We start from the raw sequence: 13,799 nt of genomic DNA on the forward strand, positions 1-13,799 counted from the left end.
GTCATGGTCGGCGGGTCCCTTTCGGTCGATGTTGCGTGGCGGGCGGTGTGAGCTCCGTGGGGGTGCGCAGGTGGGTGAGGGTGGCGGTGATGCTGAGCAGCACCACCACTCCCCCCAACACGGCCGCGGCTCCAGGGAGGGTGAGAGCGGGGACGAGGAAGCCGGCCAGCACGACGGGGACGGACATCGCGAGGTAGGAGATCGTGTAGATCACGGCCATAACGGTGGCGCGCTGCCCGGGGTCGACGTGCGGCAGCAGGGTGCGCATCGCGCCCATGAAGGCAGTCCCGAACCCGGCACCCACGACCGCGACACTGGCGAGGTACCCGGGCAGAGTTGGCACGGCCAGCGCGGCGAGGCTGAGCACGGTGCCTGCGCCGAGAGACACGGCCCCGAACACGCTGATCCGCCGGGCGGTGGCCCCCTGCAGTGCGGTGGCGGCGACCACCCCGGCCGCGGCGAGGATGATGATGGACCCGGCCTGGTGCAGGTAGGTGTCGGCGTGGAACCGGGTGGCGATGATCCCCGGTCCCAGGGCGAGGAACAGACCGTTGGTGACCCACCCGGCGATGATGGCGGGGGCGACCGAGACGATGATCCGCCGCGTCGCCGCCGAGACCCGCCGGGCCCGTGGGTCCGGTCCCGCGTCCCCGGGAAGGACGGGTGGGGTGGGAATGGTCCAGGCGGTGGCGGCGAGGAGAGGGAACACCGCGGCGAGGAGCAGAAAGATGGTGCCCGCGTCGATGCCGGGTAGGTCCAGCAGTCCAGCGGCGGTGAGCGCCCCGAGCCCGAGACCGGCCATGGGGGCCACGGTGTTGGCCAGCGCGGCCGCCCCCAGCCAGCGGGAGGGTTCGTGGTCGACCATCATGGCGTTCAGAACCGGGACCAGCAGTCCCGCCGCCAGGCCTTGCAGGGCGCGGGCGGCGAGCAGCAGCAGGAAGGAATCGGCGGCCCAGAACATCAGCAGGCTCACCGACAGGGCCACCGATCCGACGGTGAGGATGCCGCGACGCCCGACCCGGTCAGAAAGCGACCCGAGCGTCAGCAGTGCGAGCAGCAGCGGGATGGCGTAGATCGCGAAGATAAGAGTGGTGGCCACCGGGGGCAGCTGGAGCTGCTCGGTGAGTTGCGGGTAGAACGGGGAAGGCGCCGACGCGGCCGCCATTAGCACGACGGTGCCGGTCACGGCGAGACAGAACCCGCCGCGGGCACGAGTGGCCGGGGTCACAGGGGTGGCGGCGGTCATGCGGCGCTCTCGTGCAGGTGCTGGGCGGTTTCGTGGACGGTGGCGACCGCGTCGACACCGCTCACCCCCACCAGAGCACCGTTGAGCGTGTGCGTGACGAGGGTGCCGGGTCCTGGGCCCTGTCCTTCGGTGGCGGGCGTCATGGTGTACCCGATGCCGGTGATGGCGGTGCCGTGGATCAGTGACGTGTAGGAGCTACGAGGACGGTAGGGTCCCGGGTCGGCGGCGCCGGTGCGGTCGTGGAGCACCGCGGCGGCGGCGTGCTGTCCTTGCGCGGCCGCGTCGGCCCAGTGATCCAGGCGCCAGATCCCGAGGTGGTCGTCGCGGTGTATGGCGGTGCTGCCGGCCGCGTACACGTGCGGGGCAGTGCTCCGCAGCCGGTCATCGACAGGCACCCCGGAAGAGAACGGTCCCGGTGCGGTGGGGGCGTTGCCGAGGGCGGTGATGAGCAGGTCGGCGGAGAGCGTGGTGGTGTCATCCAGGGTGATCCCCAGCAGCGGGCTCCTGTCACGGACGGCGGTGATCGTGCGGCCCAGGAATGTGGTGATTTTGCCGCGATGGATGCCGGTGATGTGGGCGGCGATCTGCGCGCCGAAGGAGGCCCGCCCGGGGATGCGGGAGCGGCTGATGAGGGCGACGTGATGTCCGGCGGCGTGGAGTGCGGACGCGGTCTCCGCGCCGGTGAATCCGCCGCCGTAGATCGCGACCCGGGACGGCCCGGCGGTGCGGGTGAGGTGTTCTCGGATCTGTTGGGCGTCCTGGATGCTGTGCAGGGTGACGACCTGGTGCCGTGCAGCGGGAGTGTGCCGCCCGGGCAGGCCCGGGGTGAGGGTGTCCGGGCGGCTGCCGGTGGCGATGATGACCGCGTCGTAGCGCAACTGTGCGCCGGAGGCGAGGTGCACGATGCGGCTGATCGGGTCGAGGTGGGTGGCGGTGTCTGCCAGCACGGTGACGGGCGGGAGCGGCGCGTGGATGGTCTCGGGCAAGGTGGGACCGAACGCGACGCCGGTGATGTGCATCCGGATGTACGGGGTCTCGTGGGTTCTGCCGACCAGGGTGACGTGGATGTCCTCGTGGCGGGCGAGGGCTGTTGCGGCGGCGACGCCGGCTGCTCCTGCCCCGAGGATGAGGACATGGTGGGTGGGCATGAGGTGCAGTTCGCTTCCGGGGTACGGGGGTCGCGGCGCTGCGAGGAGGGCAGGGTCAGGACCGGATCAGCTGGGTGATCGCGGTCGAGGCGGCATCAAGGACGGTGTCGTCGGTGAGGGTGCCGGTGGCGTGCGCGTGGCGCAGGTAGTCCGTCAGCAGGGCGAGACCGACACCCTGGAGCGCGCGTTGGGTGGCGGAGATCTGGGTGAGGGTATCGATGCAGGGGCGTTCCTGCTCGATCATCCCGGTGAGCCCGCGAATCTGCCCTTCCAGACGGCGCAGCCGGTTCCGGTAGGTGCGGGGGTCGGTGATGTAGCCCGGTTCGCGGGCGGCCGCGATGGTGGAGGTCATGAAGGGTCCGGTCTCCCGGTGCCCGCACGGGGTGTGTGGGCACCGGGAGTGAGGCTCAGGCCATGGCGGCGGCGTAGCGGGCCGGGTCCGCGTCGAACGCGGGACCGCAGCCGGCGCAGCAGAAGTAGTACCGCTCGCCCTCGTAGTCGCGGAACAGGCCGGCCGCCACGGCGGTGGCCTTGTTGACCGGGGTGCCCTCCATCACGGGGCAGGTGGTCATGTCGGCGCCACCGGCGGCGTCGAGGAGGTTCTCACGGCCGCCGGGGGCGGGGGCGCTGGTGCTGCAACAGCTGGACATGGGTGGTGTTCCTTCCGATGTGGGTGGTAGGTGCTGCCGGGTTGCCCGGTCAGCGGGCGATGCTCTTGAATCCGCGCAGACGCAGGCTGTTGCCCACGACGAACACGCTGGACAGTGCCATGGCGGCACCGGCGAGCATCGGGTTGAGGAGACCGAGGGCTGCGACCGGGATCGCGGCCGTGTTGTAGGCGAAGGCCCAGAACAGGTTGGTCTTGATAGTGCCGAGGGTCTTGCGGGACAGCCGGATCGCGTCAGCGGCGCTGCGCAGGTCGCCGCGGACCAGGGTGATGTCCGAGGCCTCGATCGCGACGTCGGTGCCGGTTCCCATCGCCAAGCCGAGGTCGGCCTGCGCGAGCGCGGGGGCGTCGTTGACACCGTCTCCGACCATCGCGACGACCTTTCCCTCGCCTTGGAGGCGGGTGACGACATCGACCTTGTCCTTCGGGAGGACTTCGGCGATGACCTGGTCGATACCGACCTCGGCGGCGATCTGGCGGGCGACCGCCTCGTTGTCGCCGGTGAGCAGCACCGGAGTCAGGCCGAGTGCCTTGAGCTGGGCGATGGCCTCCTTGCTGGTCGGCTTGACGGTGTCGGCGACGATGAGGATGCCGCGAGCGGCACCATCCCATCCGACGGCGACGACGGTCTTGCCTTCGCTTTCGGCCTGCGCCTTCGCGGCGGCAACCTCGGCGCTCAGGCGCAGCGACCACTCGGCCAGCAGCGATTCCCGGCCGACGATGAGTGCGTGTCCGTCGACGACACCCTGCACGCCCTTGCCTTCCAGGTTCGTGAACCCTTCCACGGTGGGGAGGGTGCCGGTCTGCTGGGTGGCGCCCTTCGCGATCGCCTGCGCGATGGGGTGCTCGGAGGCGTCTTCGAGTGCACCGGCGAGGCGGAGTAGCTCGTCCGCATCGGTGCCCGGCTCGGTGACGACGTTGACCAGGGTCATCTTGCCGGTGGTGACGGTGCCGGTCTTATCGAGCACGACGGTGTCGACCTTGCGGGTGGATTCCAGCACTTCCGGGCCCTTGATCAGGATGCCCATCTGCGCGCCGCGGCCGGTGCCGACCAGCAGCGCGGTCGGCGTGGCAAGACCCAGGGCGCACGGGCACGCGATGACCAGCACGGCGACGGCGGCGGTGAACGCGGCAGCGACAGGGAACCCGGCACCCAACCATGCCCCCATCGCGACGACGGCGATGAGGATCGCAATCGGGACGAACACGCCGGAGATCTTGTCGGCCAGGCGCTGCACCTCAGCCTTTCCGGTCTGGGCGTCCTCGACGAGCTTGGCCATCTGCGCCAGCTGCGTGTCCGAGCCGACCCGAGTGGCGCGAACTACCAAGCGTCCGCCGGCGTTCACCGTGGCTCCGGTGACGGGGTCGCCTTCGGCGACCTCGACCGGGACGGATTCGCCGGTGAGCATGGAGGCGTCCACGGCGGACGTGCCGGAAACCACGACACCGTCGGTGGCGATCTTCTCGCCCGGGCGGACGATGAACTCGTCCCCCGCCTGCAGGTCCTCGACCGGGATCTTCGTCTCCACCCCGTCGCGCAGCACGGATACTTCCTTCGCGCCGAGCTCGAGCAGCGCGCGCAGCGCGGCGCCGGCCTGACGCTTGGACCGCTTCTCGAAGTAGCGGCCGGCGAGGATGAACATCGTCACCCCGGCGGCGACTTCGAGGTAGATGTTCGCGGCTCCTTCCGAGGGGGCGAGGGTGAGCTCGAACGGGTGCGTCATCCCGGGGGTGCCGGCGGTGCCGAAGAACAGCGCGTACAGCGACCACAGGAACGCGGCGGTCGTGCCCATCGAGATGAGCGTGTCCATCGTCGCGGTGCCGTGCTTGAGGTTCGCCCACGCCGCCTTGTGGAACGGGAACGCCGCCCACACGATGACCGGCGCCGCCAGCGCCAACGACGCCCACTGCCAGTAGGTGAACTGCAGGGCGGGGACCATCGCCATCGCGATGACCGGGACGCTCAGGACGATGGAGACGATGAGCCGATTGCGGAGGCTGGTCAGCTCCGGGTCGGCATCGTCCGCGTCCCCGCCCTCGGCGGTGTCGTTCTTGGCCTTCTTCGGGGCCGGAAGCGCCGCGCTGTAGCCGGTCTTCTCGACCTCGGCGATCAGCAGGGCCGGGTCGTATCCGGCGGGGATGGTGACCTTCGCCTTCTCGGTGGCGTAGTTGACCGTGGCGGCGACGCCGTCGAGCTTGTTCAGCTTTTTCTCGATCCGCATCGCGCAGGAGGCGCAGGTCATCCCGCCGATCTGGAGTTCGACGGCGGAGTCCGCGGTCTGTTCTGCGGGGGCTGTGGTGCTCATGGTGTTCCTTCTTCTCTCAGATCACCGCGGGGCGGTCAGTGACCGTCGCCCGTGTCGCTGTGTGTGTCGTCCGTGTCCGTGTCGCCGGTGCCGTGCCCGGCGTCCACGACGAACTCGGCGGTGTGGACCTGCCCGTCGACCTGGAAGTCGAGGTAGAGCAGGTACCGGCCGGTGGTAGGCGCCTCGGCCGCGAATCGGATGTCGGGTCCGGCGGTGTCGCCGTCCTGCGGGTCGTCGCCTTCGGCGTGCACGTGCAGGTAGGCCAGGTCCCCATCGCGCAGCGCGACGAGGTGCCCGAAGGCCCCAAGGTACGGCTGCAGGGTGGTGACTGGCTGCCCGTCACGGGTGACCGACAAGGTTAGCTCGGAGCTCTCCCCCGCGGTCAGGTCCCCATCGAGGGTGACCGTGTACCCGTCGACCTCGCTTGTCGTCGACGTGGCGGTCGCCGGGTTCGGGGTGAACGCGCCCGCGACGTCGACCGTGCGGGTCAGGGTGACCTTGTCGGGGCCGTCGGCGACGTCCGGCACGAAGTCGGCATAGATCCGGTAGCTGCCGGCTTCGGTCCACTCCCAGGAGGTCGTCCAGGTGCCGGTGGCCTCGTCGAGCGTGGGGTGCACGTGCCGGAACTGGGTTCCATCGGTGCGCACCACGATCAGGTGCAGGTCCTTCTCATGCGAGGACTCGTACGCGGTCAGCGCAGTCCCGTCAGCGTCGAGGATCTGGAAGCTCAACTCGCCTGACTCGCCCGTTCCGGTGGGCGCGGCGATCGGGCTGAGTTCGTATCCGTAACCGGAGAGGGAGACGCCGGGGATGGTGGCGGTCTCGGCGGTGTCCTCGCCGGTCATGCCGGCGTGATCGGCCATCGAGCTGTCGTCAGCCGCGGCCGTCCAGTTGGCGACGGCGCTGTCCGGGACGACAGCTGCCGCGATGCCGAACGCCCCGCCGAAAGCCACGACGACGCCGGCGCCATACAGGCTGAGTCGTCCCGCAGCGTTCATCAGGCGCGCACCGCGGAGTAACCAGCCTCGTCGACCGCGGCCAGCACGGCGGCGTCATCCAGAGCACTGGTGGAAGACACGACGAGCTTGCCGGTCTGGGCGCTCACCTGGATCTCGTCCACGCCGGGGATCTGGGAGACCTCTTCACGGATGGACATCTCGCAGTGTCCGCACGTCATGCCGGTGACCTGGTACTCGCTGGTGGCCATGATGGTTTCCTTCCGTCGGTGATGCGCCAGAATCGGCGACACCCACCCTAACACCCCTACCCCCCTAGGGTATTCCGGAGTACTGAGGAAATCGTGGTGTCCATGCTCAGATTTGTTTGTGGCATCGCGTGAGACCTACCGCCTCGAACCGGCCGCCTGTGCGTGAATTACGTCTCCCGCCCAGCAGCTATCCCCTTGCTGCAGGAGAGATCACCCGAACCACCCGACCGAAATGTCCATATGGACACCACGTGGACACTTCATCTGCGAAATGGACATTTTAGAAAAATCCCTACAGAACTTCCGCTTGACGGTGGCACGGGGTGACTGTATCTTTGTGAATGTCACATTCACTATCGGACCAACACCGAGGAGACGCCCACCACAGACTCACCGACTAGGGGAACCGCTCAGCGCCGTTCCCCTCCGCGGGACAGAGCCCACTTCGCAGCCTGACGAGCGCTCACAGCGTTCGTGGCATCCCGCGGCTACGGCGTCGACCGACGCCCGCCCATACCGGTCGGCGCCAGCGGAGGCGGCGCCGTGACATCGCCGCCTCCGCACATCCTGTCCGCGAAGCGCACCAGCTGCGGCCTATACCCAGCAGAGACCACCGGAGGCAACCATGGACACCACCCCCACGACGCAGCCGACCGCAGACTGGCACGACTTCTACGTCGAGCCCTACCCCGGCCGCAAGGGGAACGAGCGCATCCAGGAGACCTGCGGCGCGTGCGGAGGCACCGGAATCTACACGGCGCCCACCTACATCACAGACGGCGAGGGCCGGCCGTACTGCTTCGCATGCAAAGGGTCCGGCGTCCACAGTCGCCTCGTCAGCAGCGCACGCGCCACCGCTCGCTCTCACGCGAAGGCACGCGCCGAGCACGCCAACACCATGCAGGCCCTCGCCGCGCGGCGTGCCGACTTCGAGCTCGCTCACCCAGGCCTGCGCGACCAGCTCACCGAGGCGCATCTGTCCGTCCGCGACGGCAACCCGCTGCGGCTGCGGATCGGCCAGCTGCTGGACAGCCTCGAGGACTACACCGGCACCCTGGACGACGCCGAGGTCACCGAAGCGCATGCCCTGCTCGAGCAGCTCGAGCAGGAGAAGGCAGCCCGTCGCCCCGTCCCCACGGGACGCACGATCATCCGGGGCGAGATCCTCGCGACGAAGACCCTCGACAGCCAGTGGGGCATCACGGTCAAGATGCTCGTCCAGGGCCCGGGCTGGCGCGTCTGGGGCAGCCGCCCGTCCGAGATCTCAACCGCCGGCCGCGGCGACGTTGTCGAGTTCACCGCCACCGTTTCCGCCAGCGACGACGACGACAGCTTCGGCTTCTACTCACGCCCCACCAAGGCGCACATCATCGCCGCCGGCCTGCGCCGCACCGCATGAACAGGAACACCATGGCCGGACGCACGCTGCTCACGATCTACCTCACTCCGACCACGAGCGACCCGCGACTGCCGGCGCCGATCCTCGTGGGGAATCTGTACCTCGTCCACTCTGGGCTTGACCAGCCCAGCCGACTCATGGGGTTCAGCGCTCCCGGCGAGATCCCGATCGCCCTCTGGGCGCACGACGCCCTGCGCACTCCCGAGAAGGCGCGAGGGCTGCATCCCCACTTCATCATCCGCGGCCGCGTCTGGCGCCACCCGCTCACCGTCGACGCGCTCACCGTGCGCGACAACAGCGACGTCATCCAGGTCGTCATCACCCACACGGCGTCCGGGAAGAGCTACCGCCCCTATGTCGGCGACGACCCCGACAGAGCCAAGCGGATCGCGACCTCCTGGGGCAACAACCCCCACTACACCGCCGTCGTCAAACCCCTCCACGAACACCAATAGGAAGGTCCACCATGCGCTGCCTCATGTGCGAAGAGCCGGAGATCATGTACATCCCCTCCGACGACATCCCCGACGTCGGGCTCTACAGCTGCGGCGTCTGCGGCTTCGAGCTCGAAGGCCCGCTCGAGCGCCCCTCGAGACCTCTCGCCGTTCCGGGCCCGCGCCCACTCCCCATCGCCGAGATCCACACCCACACGCTTGCGCTCGAGCGAGCCACCGCGTAACGTCAGTGAATGTCACATTCACTACTGATCACCTATCGCGGAGGACACCATGAGCGACGCTGCGCAGATCGTCGACGAGGAAGTCGTCTACATCGGACGCAAGCAGGCGGGCAACGGCAAGCTCGCCCACTGGTACCGTCCCCTCGTCAACGGCGTTCTCGAAGAGAGAGAGATCGGCTCCTACAAGCCATACCTGTCAGTGCCGGTCGGCGCGATCGTCACCATCACCCGACCCGCTGACGAGCCTGAATCGCTGTTCGTCCGCGGCGCTCACGGGCCCAGACTCACCGGCAGCTGGCAGGACACCGCAGAGATCTCGGAGTGGCGCACCCGCGATCGCGCCGAGTACCAGCGCGACGCGAACGAGCGCCGCGTGAAGCGTGATCTCGACGGGCTCCCGGATGACTTCGAGAGCGCAATCGACATCCTCGGCAAACACTTCTCACGGCTCAACAACAGCCAGAGAGCCGCGCTGATGACTCTCGTGACCGCGCGCATCCTCCGCTACTGAGGGGTTCGCCATGTCCACTCTCGACCTGCTCGACGACAGCTTCCCCCATGGCACCCCGGACGGGTACAGGCAGGGATGCCGCAGCGCAGCATGCCCCGCAGTCATCCCGTGCCGCACCGTCCACTCCCGGTACTCCGGCGACTACTCATTCGCCCGTCTGATCGACGCCGGCGTGCCCCTCGCCGAGATCCTCGAGCGCGACGCGGCCGAACGCGCGAATGCCCGTCAAGGAGACCGCGCAGCCGCCCGCGAAGCACGGCGCGCAGCGGATACTCCGGCCAAGCGCACCCCCTCCCGGAAGGCGCCACCCACTCCACGAGCGAAGCGCAAGCCAGCACCCGGCCGAGACGTCGACGAGTATCAACGGGCGCTCGAGCAGCGCAGCGACGAGCTCGCCCGCTGGCAGATCGAGCGCCGCCGGCTGCGGGAGGCGCTCGCCCTCATCACCGAGCAGCTCGAGGCGGCGACGATCGCCACGGGAGCCGGCCTGTCCCTCGGCGGCGTGATCGAGCAAGCCCTGCTGCAGGCCACCCAGCGACATGCAGCAGCAGCCGCCGAGCTCGCGGCACACGACGAGCAGCGCCCTTCCCCGCCGACTAAGCCGCGCCGCCAGACAACGCCGCGGCCGCGGACCTCCACCACGCCTCGACAGCTGCAGCCGCACGGCACCAACGCCTGCCGCGCGCGCGGATGCGATCGACCCGAGTGCATCGAAGCGGGACGCACCTACCACCGCGAATGGATGGCGAAGCGGGCCACCGCCCCGATCCCCCGTCAGCACCATGGCACCGCTTACGGCTATCAGCTCGGCTGCAAGGACCGCGACCAGTGCCCTGCGGAGACCTCGTGCGCCGACGCTTCACTGGCCGAGGAGCGACGCCGGCGCCGGGAGTCCGGCGTCGCGCCGCAGGCCCCGCGCGTGTCCGCCGAACCGATCCGACAGCACGTCCGTCAGCTCATGGCATCCGGCATGGCCGTCCTCGAGATCGCCGACCAGGCGCAGGTTTCCAAGACCGGCGTGAAGATCCTCCTCTACGGCCGCTCAGGTGCTCGCAAGGGGGAGCTGCCTCGTGAGATCGAAGCGGAGAAGGCGCAGCGGCTCCTCGCGCTGGAGCCGCTCACCGCAGCCCCGAAGCTCGAACGCTCCGCCTGACACCGACATCAGGAAGGCCACCATGAACGACCGCACCACCCCTACCGTCACCGTCACGATTCAAGTCCCCAGCAACGCACCCGAGGACGTGATCTCCCGGGTCACAGCCCTCGGCACGGAGCTCGGCGCCCAGGGCGGAATCGACCAGGTTCTCCTCGATCTCGTGCGCACCTGTCACGTCTGCGGGTGCACCGACGAGCGAGCATGCTTCGGCGGCTGTTGGTGGGCCAACGACGAGGGTGCCGCCGACCTCTGCTCGAGCTGCGCGGACGGGCCCCGCCAATGACGCAGGAAGCTACCGCCCGGATCTGCCTGGCGGGCATCACAGGATCACGCGGCTACTGCGGACGCAAAGCGACGTCGGCAGCCACGGCCGTCGCAGACGTGACCTGCAAGGACTGCAGCGCAGCCGTGCGCGCAGACCAGCAGGCCGGCATCCTCTCCCCCGAGCTGACGGCGGCGATCGCATGCTGACCGCCAGCTGGTCGTCATGGACCCCCGGGCGCCCCGGAGGCGCACTGCGCGGCGTCATCGACCACGTCACCGACAAAGGCACCCACCAGTCCGGCGAGCGGGTGTGGCGCTGCGCCCACCGCCACGCCACCGAGGCCGACGCCACCCAGTGCGCCAACACCGAGCTCAAGCGCCGACAGAACGCCCGGCGTCTGAACTGGTCGCAACGGGTCACCATGCGGATGATCGCCGATGGTCGATCCCCCTCCGGCGGCGCGAGCTACCTCGACACGGCAGGCCTGGGGATCCCCGGCGGCACCATCCAATCCCTCCGCCGGCGCGGACTGATCGAGCGCTACTCCTGGATCGAACCAGGATGGGTGCTCACCAAAGCCGGTGTCGACGCCATCAACAGCGGCGCGTGCAACGAACCCGAGGACAACGTCGACGACTGACCACCCGACCTCCGCAACTCCGATGTCCGCGAACACCCTCAAACCCGGCCTATACCCAGCAAGAAAGGCCTGCAGCAACGTCAGGCACGGGGTTCCCCTACCGGGCGCGCAGGCGTATAGTCAGTGAATGTCACATTCACTAATTGATTGAGGAGAAACGCCATGACCATCACCCAGACCGCCGCCCCCACGGGCACCGCGGTCACCATCACAGGAACCGTCCGCACACCGCTCACCCTCGTCCGCCGGCTCACCGACCGCCGAGCACGAGTCGGTTTCCGCGTCGACACTGACACCGGCCCGTACAACGTCCACGCCAACGGCGCCCTCGCCGAGCTGCTCCGGCTGACGACGCACCGGGGCGATCACGTCACCGTCCACGCCGCCGCTGCCACGTTCAGCCACCCCGCCCAGACCATCCCCGACCTCGAGGCCGACAGTGTCGAGCTCGACATTGACTGAGTCCGCCGCCGCGCCGCATCAGGATGGGAACCTGACCATCCCGCAGCGCGCAGCAGGAGAGACCGACATGGCGAACATCTTCCACATCAACGGCAAAGACGTCGATGTCACCGACCGCGCTGCAGTACAGGCACTCACGCCGGACGAGTACCGCGAACTGCTCGAGCTCACCTTGCAGGATCAGGCCTCCCCCGACGACACGATCGTCGGCCTGCACCAGGAGCAGCCCGACGCCGGCACGGGCTTCATCATCACCAACCCGTCGACCGGCGGTGATGACGATGCCTAGCCTGCGCCGAACCATCGGCCCCGCCGCCAATTCGGTCGTGGCTCCCATCGCTGCGCTCCTGACCGGCAAGGGATCCGAGGCCGCGGTGCCGGTCCAGCCGCCGGCACCGCCAGCCAGCCCCAAGCTCGACCCCTGGCATGAGGCGTTTTCCTACGCGAAGAGCTCCGGCCTCAGCCGCGCGAGTGCGCAGGACTTCGCCGACCACTACGCGGCCTACATCGAGGACCGCACGAACGAGATCCGCTACCCGGATCTCCCGCTGCCGACCCCGAGCGAGTTCATCCCGTGACCGGTCGCGCATCGACACACTGACCCATCCACAACGGGCTCCGGCGATCACGCTGGGGCCCGTTCTCGTTGTCCGCGAAGCCCTCTCCGCTCGGCCTATACCCAGCAGAGATCACGGAGGCGCTATGTGTGACGACATCGACCACGGTGGGCGACGTTGCCCCTCGTCGACGGCAGACGGACAGCGGCGCCGGCGAGCGGACCAACGTGCCGCGGCCGCAGCCGATCAGGTTCGCGCGTTCATCGGCGCCACACCTTTCCGACCGGAGTCGGGCGAGCTGATGCGGATGAGCTCGCGTCCCAGCTACTACGACACCGATGAGTGGATCGAGTACGACGAGACGCTGCGCGCGTCAGCTGAGCGGCATGGGATCGAGATCTCGGAAGCCGACCGTGCCGATGGCCTTTGGGAGGGCGAGTCAGAGCCCGCCGGCGCCTACGTCGTCCACGCAGAGAGTTTCGAGCAGATCACGGCATGGGCGGGCGAGATCGCTGGCCGATACAACCAGGACAGTGTCATGGCGGGCTACTTCGACCAGGACGGCCCCGACCGGGTCTACTCATTCCCGGTCGGCCTCGACGAGCAAGACCGGGTGCAGCACACGCTCGACATCCTCCGAGACGCCGGCGCCTCCGGCGGCAGACTCTACGACGGCAAGCTCGAGATCGCAGAGCCGGCCTCGTACCCGCTGCCACCGGCAGCAGTGAACGCGATCGCCTCCCGGCTCGGCGTCGACCCCAGCTTCGCTCAGGCGCACGTCACGTTCGTCGAGGGGGATGAGCGCTATCTGCGGCACACGCCGATCAAGGAGATCCAGTCCCTCCGCGAGCGGTACGCCGATGCTCAGGGACTCCCTCGTCGACGCGGCATCCCTCACCTGACAGACATGGACGACATCGCGGCCGCACGCGCCTACGACGTCGCACCCCACGAGCCGGCCCACCCGCGGGTCGCCCGCTCCTACCGGTCGTTCCGGCACCACATCGCTGCCCAGTGGGACATGCTCACCGAAGCCGGCTACCGCTTCGAGCCCTGGCACGGCGAGAGCGAACAGCCTTACGCCGACTCCGCGGCGATGCTCCGAGATCTCCGCGAGAACAAGCACCTGTTCTACTTCCGCACCGACGTCTCACAGAACACCGAGGGCGCCCTTCCCCCCGATCACCCCATGGCCACCCAGATCCCGGTCACCCTCCCCACGGGCGAGCGATCGAGGATGATCGCCAACGACGTGTTCCGAGCCGTTCACGATGCTCTCGCCCACAGTGAAGGGCACCAGTTCGGGCCCTACGGCGAGAAGCGGGCGTGGTGGACCCACCGCTCATGCCTGCCACGCGATGCCCGGCTCGCGCTGTGGTGCGAAACCCGCGCGCAGAACTGCTGGACCAACGCCGGCCCCCACATGGTCACCGGCGAGTCCTCGAGCGGTGAGCTCCGATTGAAACGCCGTGGCGAAGACGGATGGGCGCCCATAAGCGATCGGCCCTACGCGCAACAGAAGTGCGTGCGCGTCCCGAGCGCCCTCACCTAACAAG

General features: G+C 68.8%; 19 protein-coding genes. 12 read left to right on the forward strand and 7 right to left on the reverse strand.

Features of this window, described 5'->3' with window-relative positions; all coding sequences use genetic code 11:
• Position 1: 1 nt before the first annotated feature.
• From A4X16_RS09150 to A4X16_RS09180, 7 genes are read right to left on the reverse strand one after another with little or no spacing between them, the layout of a single operon-like run.
• Complete coding sequence (locus tag A4X16_RS09150) at positions 2–1,246, reverse strand: MFS transporter (RefSeq protein ID WP_067119687.1); 1,245 nt, start codon at positions 1,244–1,246, stop codon at positions 2–4.
• The gene (locus A4X16_RS09155; RefSeq protein WP_067119688.1) at positions 1,243–2,394 is read right to left on the reverse strand and encodes an FAD-dependent oxidoreductase; all 1,152 of its coding nucleotides are present in this window, start codon (positions 2,392–2,394) and stop codon (positions 1,243–1,245) included. The genes A4X16_RS09150 and A4X16_RS09155 overlap by 4 nt, the downstream gene beginning before the upstream one ends.
• A 55-nt stretch (positions 2,395–2,449) precedes the next feature.
• Positions 2,450–2,746, reverse strand: a complete 297-nt coding sequence (locus A4X16_RS09160; RefSeq protein WP_067119691.1) for a metal-sensitive transcriptional regulator — start codon at positions 2,744–2,746, stop codon at positions 2,450–2,452.
• Between the two features lie 55 nt (positions 2,747–2,801).
• Positions 2,802–3,044, reverse strand: a complete 243-nt coding sequence (locus tag A4X16_RS09165) for a YHS domain-containing protein (RefSeq protein WP_067119694.1) — start codon at positions 3,042–3,044, stop codon at positions 2,802–2,804.
• 49 nt (positions 3,045–3,093) lie between these two features.
• Positions 3,094–5,367: a heavy metal translocating P-type ATPase gene (locus A4X16_RS09170; protein ID WP_067119698.1), complete on the reverse strand. Its 2,274-nt coding sequence runs from the start codon at positions 5,365–5,367 to the stop codon at positions 3,094–3,096.
• A gap of 35 nt (positions 5,368–5,402) precedes the next feature.
• Positions 5,403–6,365, reverse strand: a complete 963-nt coding sequence (locus A4X16_RS09175) for a heavy metal-binding domain-containing protein (protein ID WP_067119702.1) — start codon at positions 6,363–6,365, stop codon at positions 5,403–5,405.
• Positions 6,365–6,574, reverse strand: coding sequence for a heavy-metal-associated domain-containing protein (locus A4X16_RS09180; protein ID WP_067119704.1), 210 nt, complete (start codon positions 6,572–6,574; stop codon positions 6,365–6,367). The genes A4X16_RS09175 and A4X16_RS09180 overlap by 1 nt, the downstream gene beginning before the upstream one ends.
• A 625-nt stretch (positions 6,575–7,199) precedes the next feature.
• Between A4X16_RS09180 and A4X16_RS09185 the strand changes: the two genes are divergently transcribed.
• The 12 genes from A4X16_RS09185 (at position 7,200) to A4X16_RS09240 (ending at position 13,795) form a co-directional block, all read left to right on the forward strand.
• Complete coding sequence (locus tag A4X16_RS09185; protein ID WP_067119707.1) at positions 7,200–7,973, forward strand: hypothetical protein; 774 nt, start codon at positions 7,200–7,202, stop codon at positions 7,971–7,973.
• Positions 7,970–8,428, forward strand: a complete 459-nt coding sequence (locus A4X16_RS09190) for a hypothetical protein (protein ID WP_131494294.1) — start codon at positions 7,970–7,972, stop codon at positions 8,426–8,428. The genes A4X16_RS09185 and A4X16_RS09190 overlap by 4 nt, the downstream gene beginning before the upstream one ends.
• Before the next feature lie 44 nt (positions 8,429–8,472).
• Positions 8,473–8,652, forward strand: a complete 180-nt coding sequence (locus A4X16_RS09195; protein ID WP_197491810.1) for a hypothetical protein — start codon at positions 8,473–8,475, stop codon at positions 8,650–8,652.
• Positions 8,653–8,701: 49 nt separating this feature from the next.
• A complete protein-coding gene (locus A4X16_RS09200; protein WP_067119713.1) occupies positions 8,702–9,163 on the forward strand; it encodes a hypothetical protein in 462 nt (153 codons plus the stop codon).
• A gap of 10 nt (positions 9,164–9,173) precedes the next feature.
• Positions 9,174–10,316 (forward strand): hypothetical protein, encoded by a 1,143-nt coding sequence (locus tag A4X16_RS09205; protein ID WP_067119715.1) that lies wholly within the window; start codon positions 9,174–9,176, stop codon positions 10,314–10,316.
• Positions 10,317–10,338: 22 nt separating this feature from the next.
• Positions 10,339–10,602, forward strand: a complete 264-nt coding sequence (locus A4X16_RS09210) for a hypothetical protein (RefSeq protein ID WP_067119717.1) — start codon at positions 10,339–10,341, stop codon at positions 10,600–10,602.
• On the forward strand, positions 10,599–10,790 hold the full coding sequence (locus tag A4X16_RS09215; protein WP_067119719.1) for a hypothetical protein: 192 nt from the start codon (positions 10,599–10,601) through the stop codon (positions 10,788–10,790). The genes A4X16_RS09210 and A4X16_RS09215 overlap by 4 nt, the downstream gene beginning before the upstream one ends.
• Positions 10,784–11,224 (forward strand): hypothetical protein, encoded by a 441-nt coding sequence (locus A4X16_RS09220; protein WP_067119721.1) that lies wholly within the window; start codon positions 10,784–10,786, stop codon positions 11,222–11,224. The genes A4X16_RS09215 and A4X16_RS09220 overlap by 7 nt, the downstream gene beginning before the upstream one ends.
• A gap of 162 nt (positions 11,225–11,386) precedes the next feature.
• Positions 11,387–11,686, forward strand: coding sequence for a hypothetical protein (locus tag A4X16_RS09225; RefSeq protein ID WP_067119724.1), 300 nt, complete (start codon positions 11,387–11,389; stop codon positions 11,684–11,686).
• On the forward strand, positions 11,664–11,975 hold the full coding sequence (locus tag A4X16_RS09230) for a hypothetical protein (RefSeq protein WP_231880317.1): 312 nt from the start codon (positions 11,664–11,666) through the stop codon (positions 11,973–11,975). The genes A4X16_RS09225 and A4X16_RS09230 overlap by 23 nt, the downstream gene beginning before the upstream one ends.
• Positions 11,976–12,012: 37 nt before the next feature.
• A complete protein-coding gene (locus A4X16_RS09235; protein ID WP_067119729.1) occupies positions 12,013–12,264 on the forward strand; it encodes a hypothetical protein in 252 nt (83 codons plus the stop codon).
• A gap of 286 nt (positions 12,265–12,550) precedes the next feature.
• Positions 12,551–13,795: a hypothetical protein gene (locus A4X16_RS09240; protein WP_231880318.1), complete on the forward strand. Its 1,245-nt coding sequence runs from the start codon at positions 12,551–12,553 to the stop codon at positions 13,793–13,795.
• Positions 13,796–13,799: the final 4 nt, after the last annotated feature.

Source organism: Microbacterium sp. H83 (assembly GCF_001650405.1).
Classification (GTDB): Bacteria; Actinomycetota; Actinomycetes; order Actinomycetales; family Microbacteriaceae; genus Microbacterium.

Coding starts and splice junctions, on each gene's coding strand:
- A4X16_RS09150 (WP_067119687.1), bottom strand. CDS start 1,246: ATGACCGCCGCCACCCCTGTGACCCCGGCCACTCGTGCCCGCGGCGGG.
- A4X16_RS09155 (WP_067119688.1), bottom strand. CDS start 2,394: ATGCCCACCCACCATGTCCTCATCCTCGGGGCAGGAGCAGCCGGCGTC.
- A4X16_RS09160 (WP_067119691.1), bottom strand. CDS start 2,746: ATGACCTCCACCATCGCGGCCGCCCGCGAACCGGGCTACATCACCGAC.
- A4X16_RS09165 (WP_067119694.1), bottom strand. CDS start 3,044: ATGTCCAGCTGTTGCAGCACCAGCGCCCCCGCCCCCGGCGGCCGTGAG.
- A4X16_RS09170 (WP_067119698.1), bottom strand. CDS start 5,367: ATGAGCACCACAGCCCCCGCAGAACAGACCGCGGACTCCGCCGTCGAA.
- A4X16_RS09175 (WP_067119702.1), bottom strand. CDS start 6,365: ATGAACGCTGCGGGACGACTCAGCCTGTATGGCGCCGGCGTCGTCGTG.
- A4X16_RS09180 (WP_067119704.1), bottom strand. CDS start 6,574: ATGGCCACCAGCGAGTACCAGGTCACCGGCATGACGTGCGGACACTGC.
- A4X16_RS09185 (WP_067119707.1), top strand. CDS start 7,200: ATGGACACCACCCCCACGACGCAGCCGACCGCAGACTGGCACGACTTC.
- A4X16_RS09190 (WP_131494294.1), top strand. CDS start 7,970: ATGAACAGGAACACCATGGCCGGACGCACGCTGCTCACGATCTACCTC.
- A4X16_RS09195 (WP_197491810.1), top strand. CDS start 8,473: ATGTACATCCCCTCCGACGACATCCCCGACGTCGGGCTCTACAGCTGC.
- A4X16_RS09200 (WP_067119713.1), top strand. CDS start 8,702: ATGAGCGACGCTGCGCAGATCGTCGACGAGGAAGTCGTCTACATCGGA.
- A4X16_RS09205 (WP_067119715.1), top strand. CDS start 9,174: ATGTCCACTCTCGACCTGCTCGACGACAGCTTCCCCCATGGCACCCCG.
- A4X16_RS09210 (WP_067119717.1), top strand. CDS start 10,339: ATGAACGACCGCACCACCCCTACCGTCACCGTCACGATTCAAGTCCCC.
- A4X16_RS09215 (WP_067119719.1), top strand. CDS start 10,599: ATGACGCAGGAAGCTACCGCCCGGATCTGCCTGGCGGGCATCACAGGA.
- A4X16_RS09220 (WP_067119721.1), top strand. CDS start 10,784: ATGCTGACCGCCAGCTGGTCGTCATGGACCCCCGGGCGCCCCGGAGGC.
- A4X16_RS09225 (WP_067119724.1), top strand. CDS start 11,387: ATGACCATCACCCAGACCGCCGCCCCCACGGGCACCGCGGTCACCATC.
- A4X16_RS09240 (WP_231880318.1), top strand. CDS start 12,551: ATGAGCTCGCGTCCCAGCTACTACGACACCGATGAGTGGATCGAGTAC.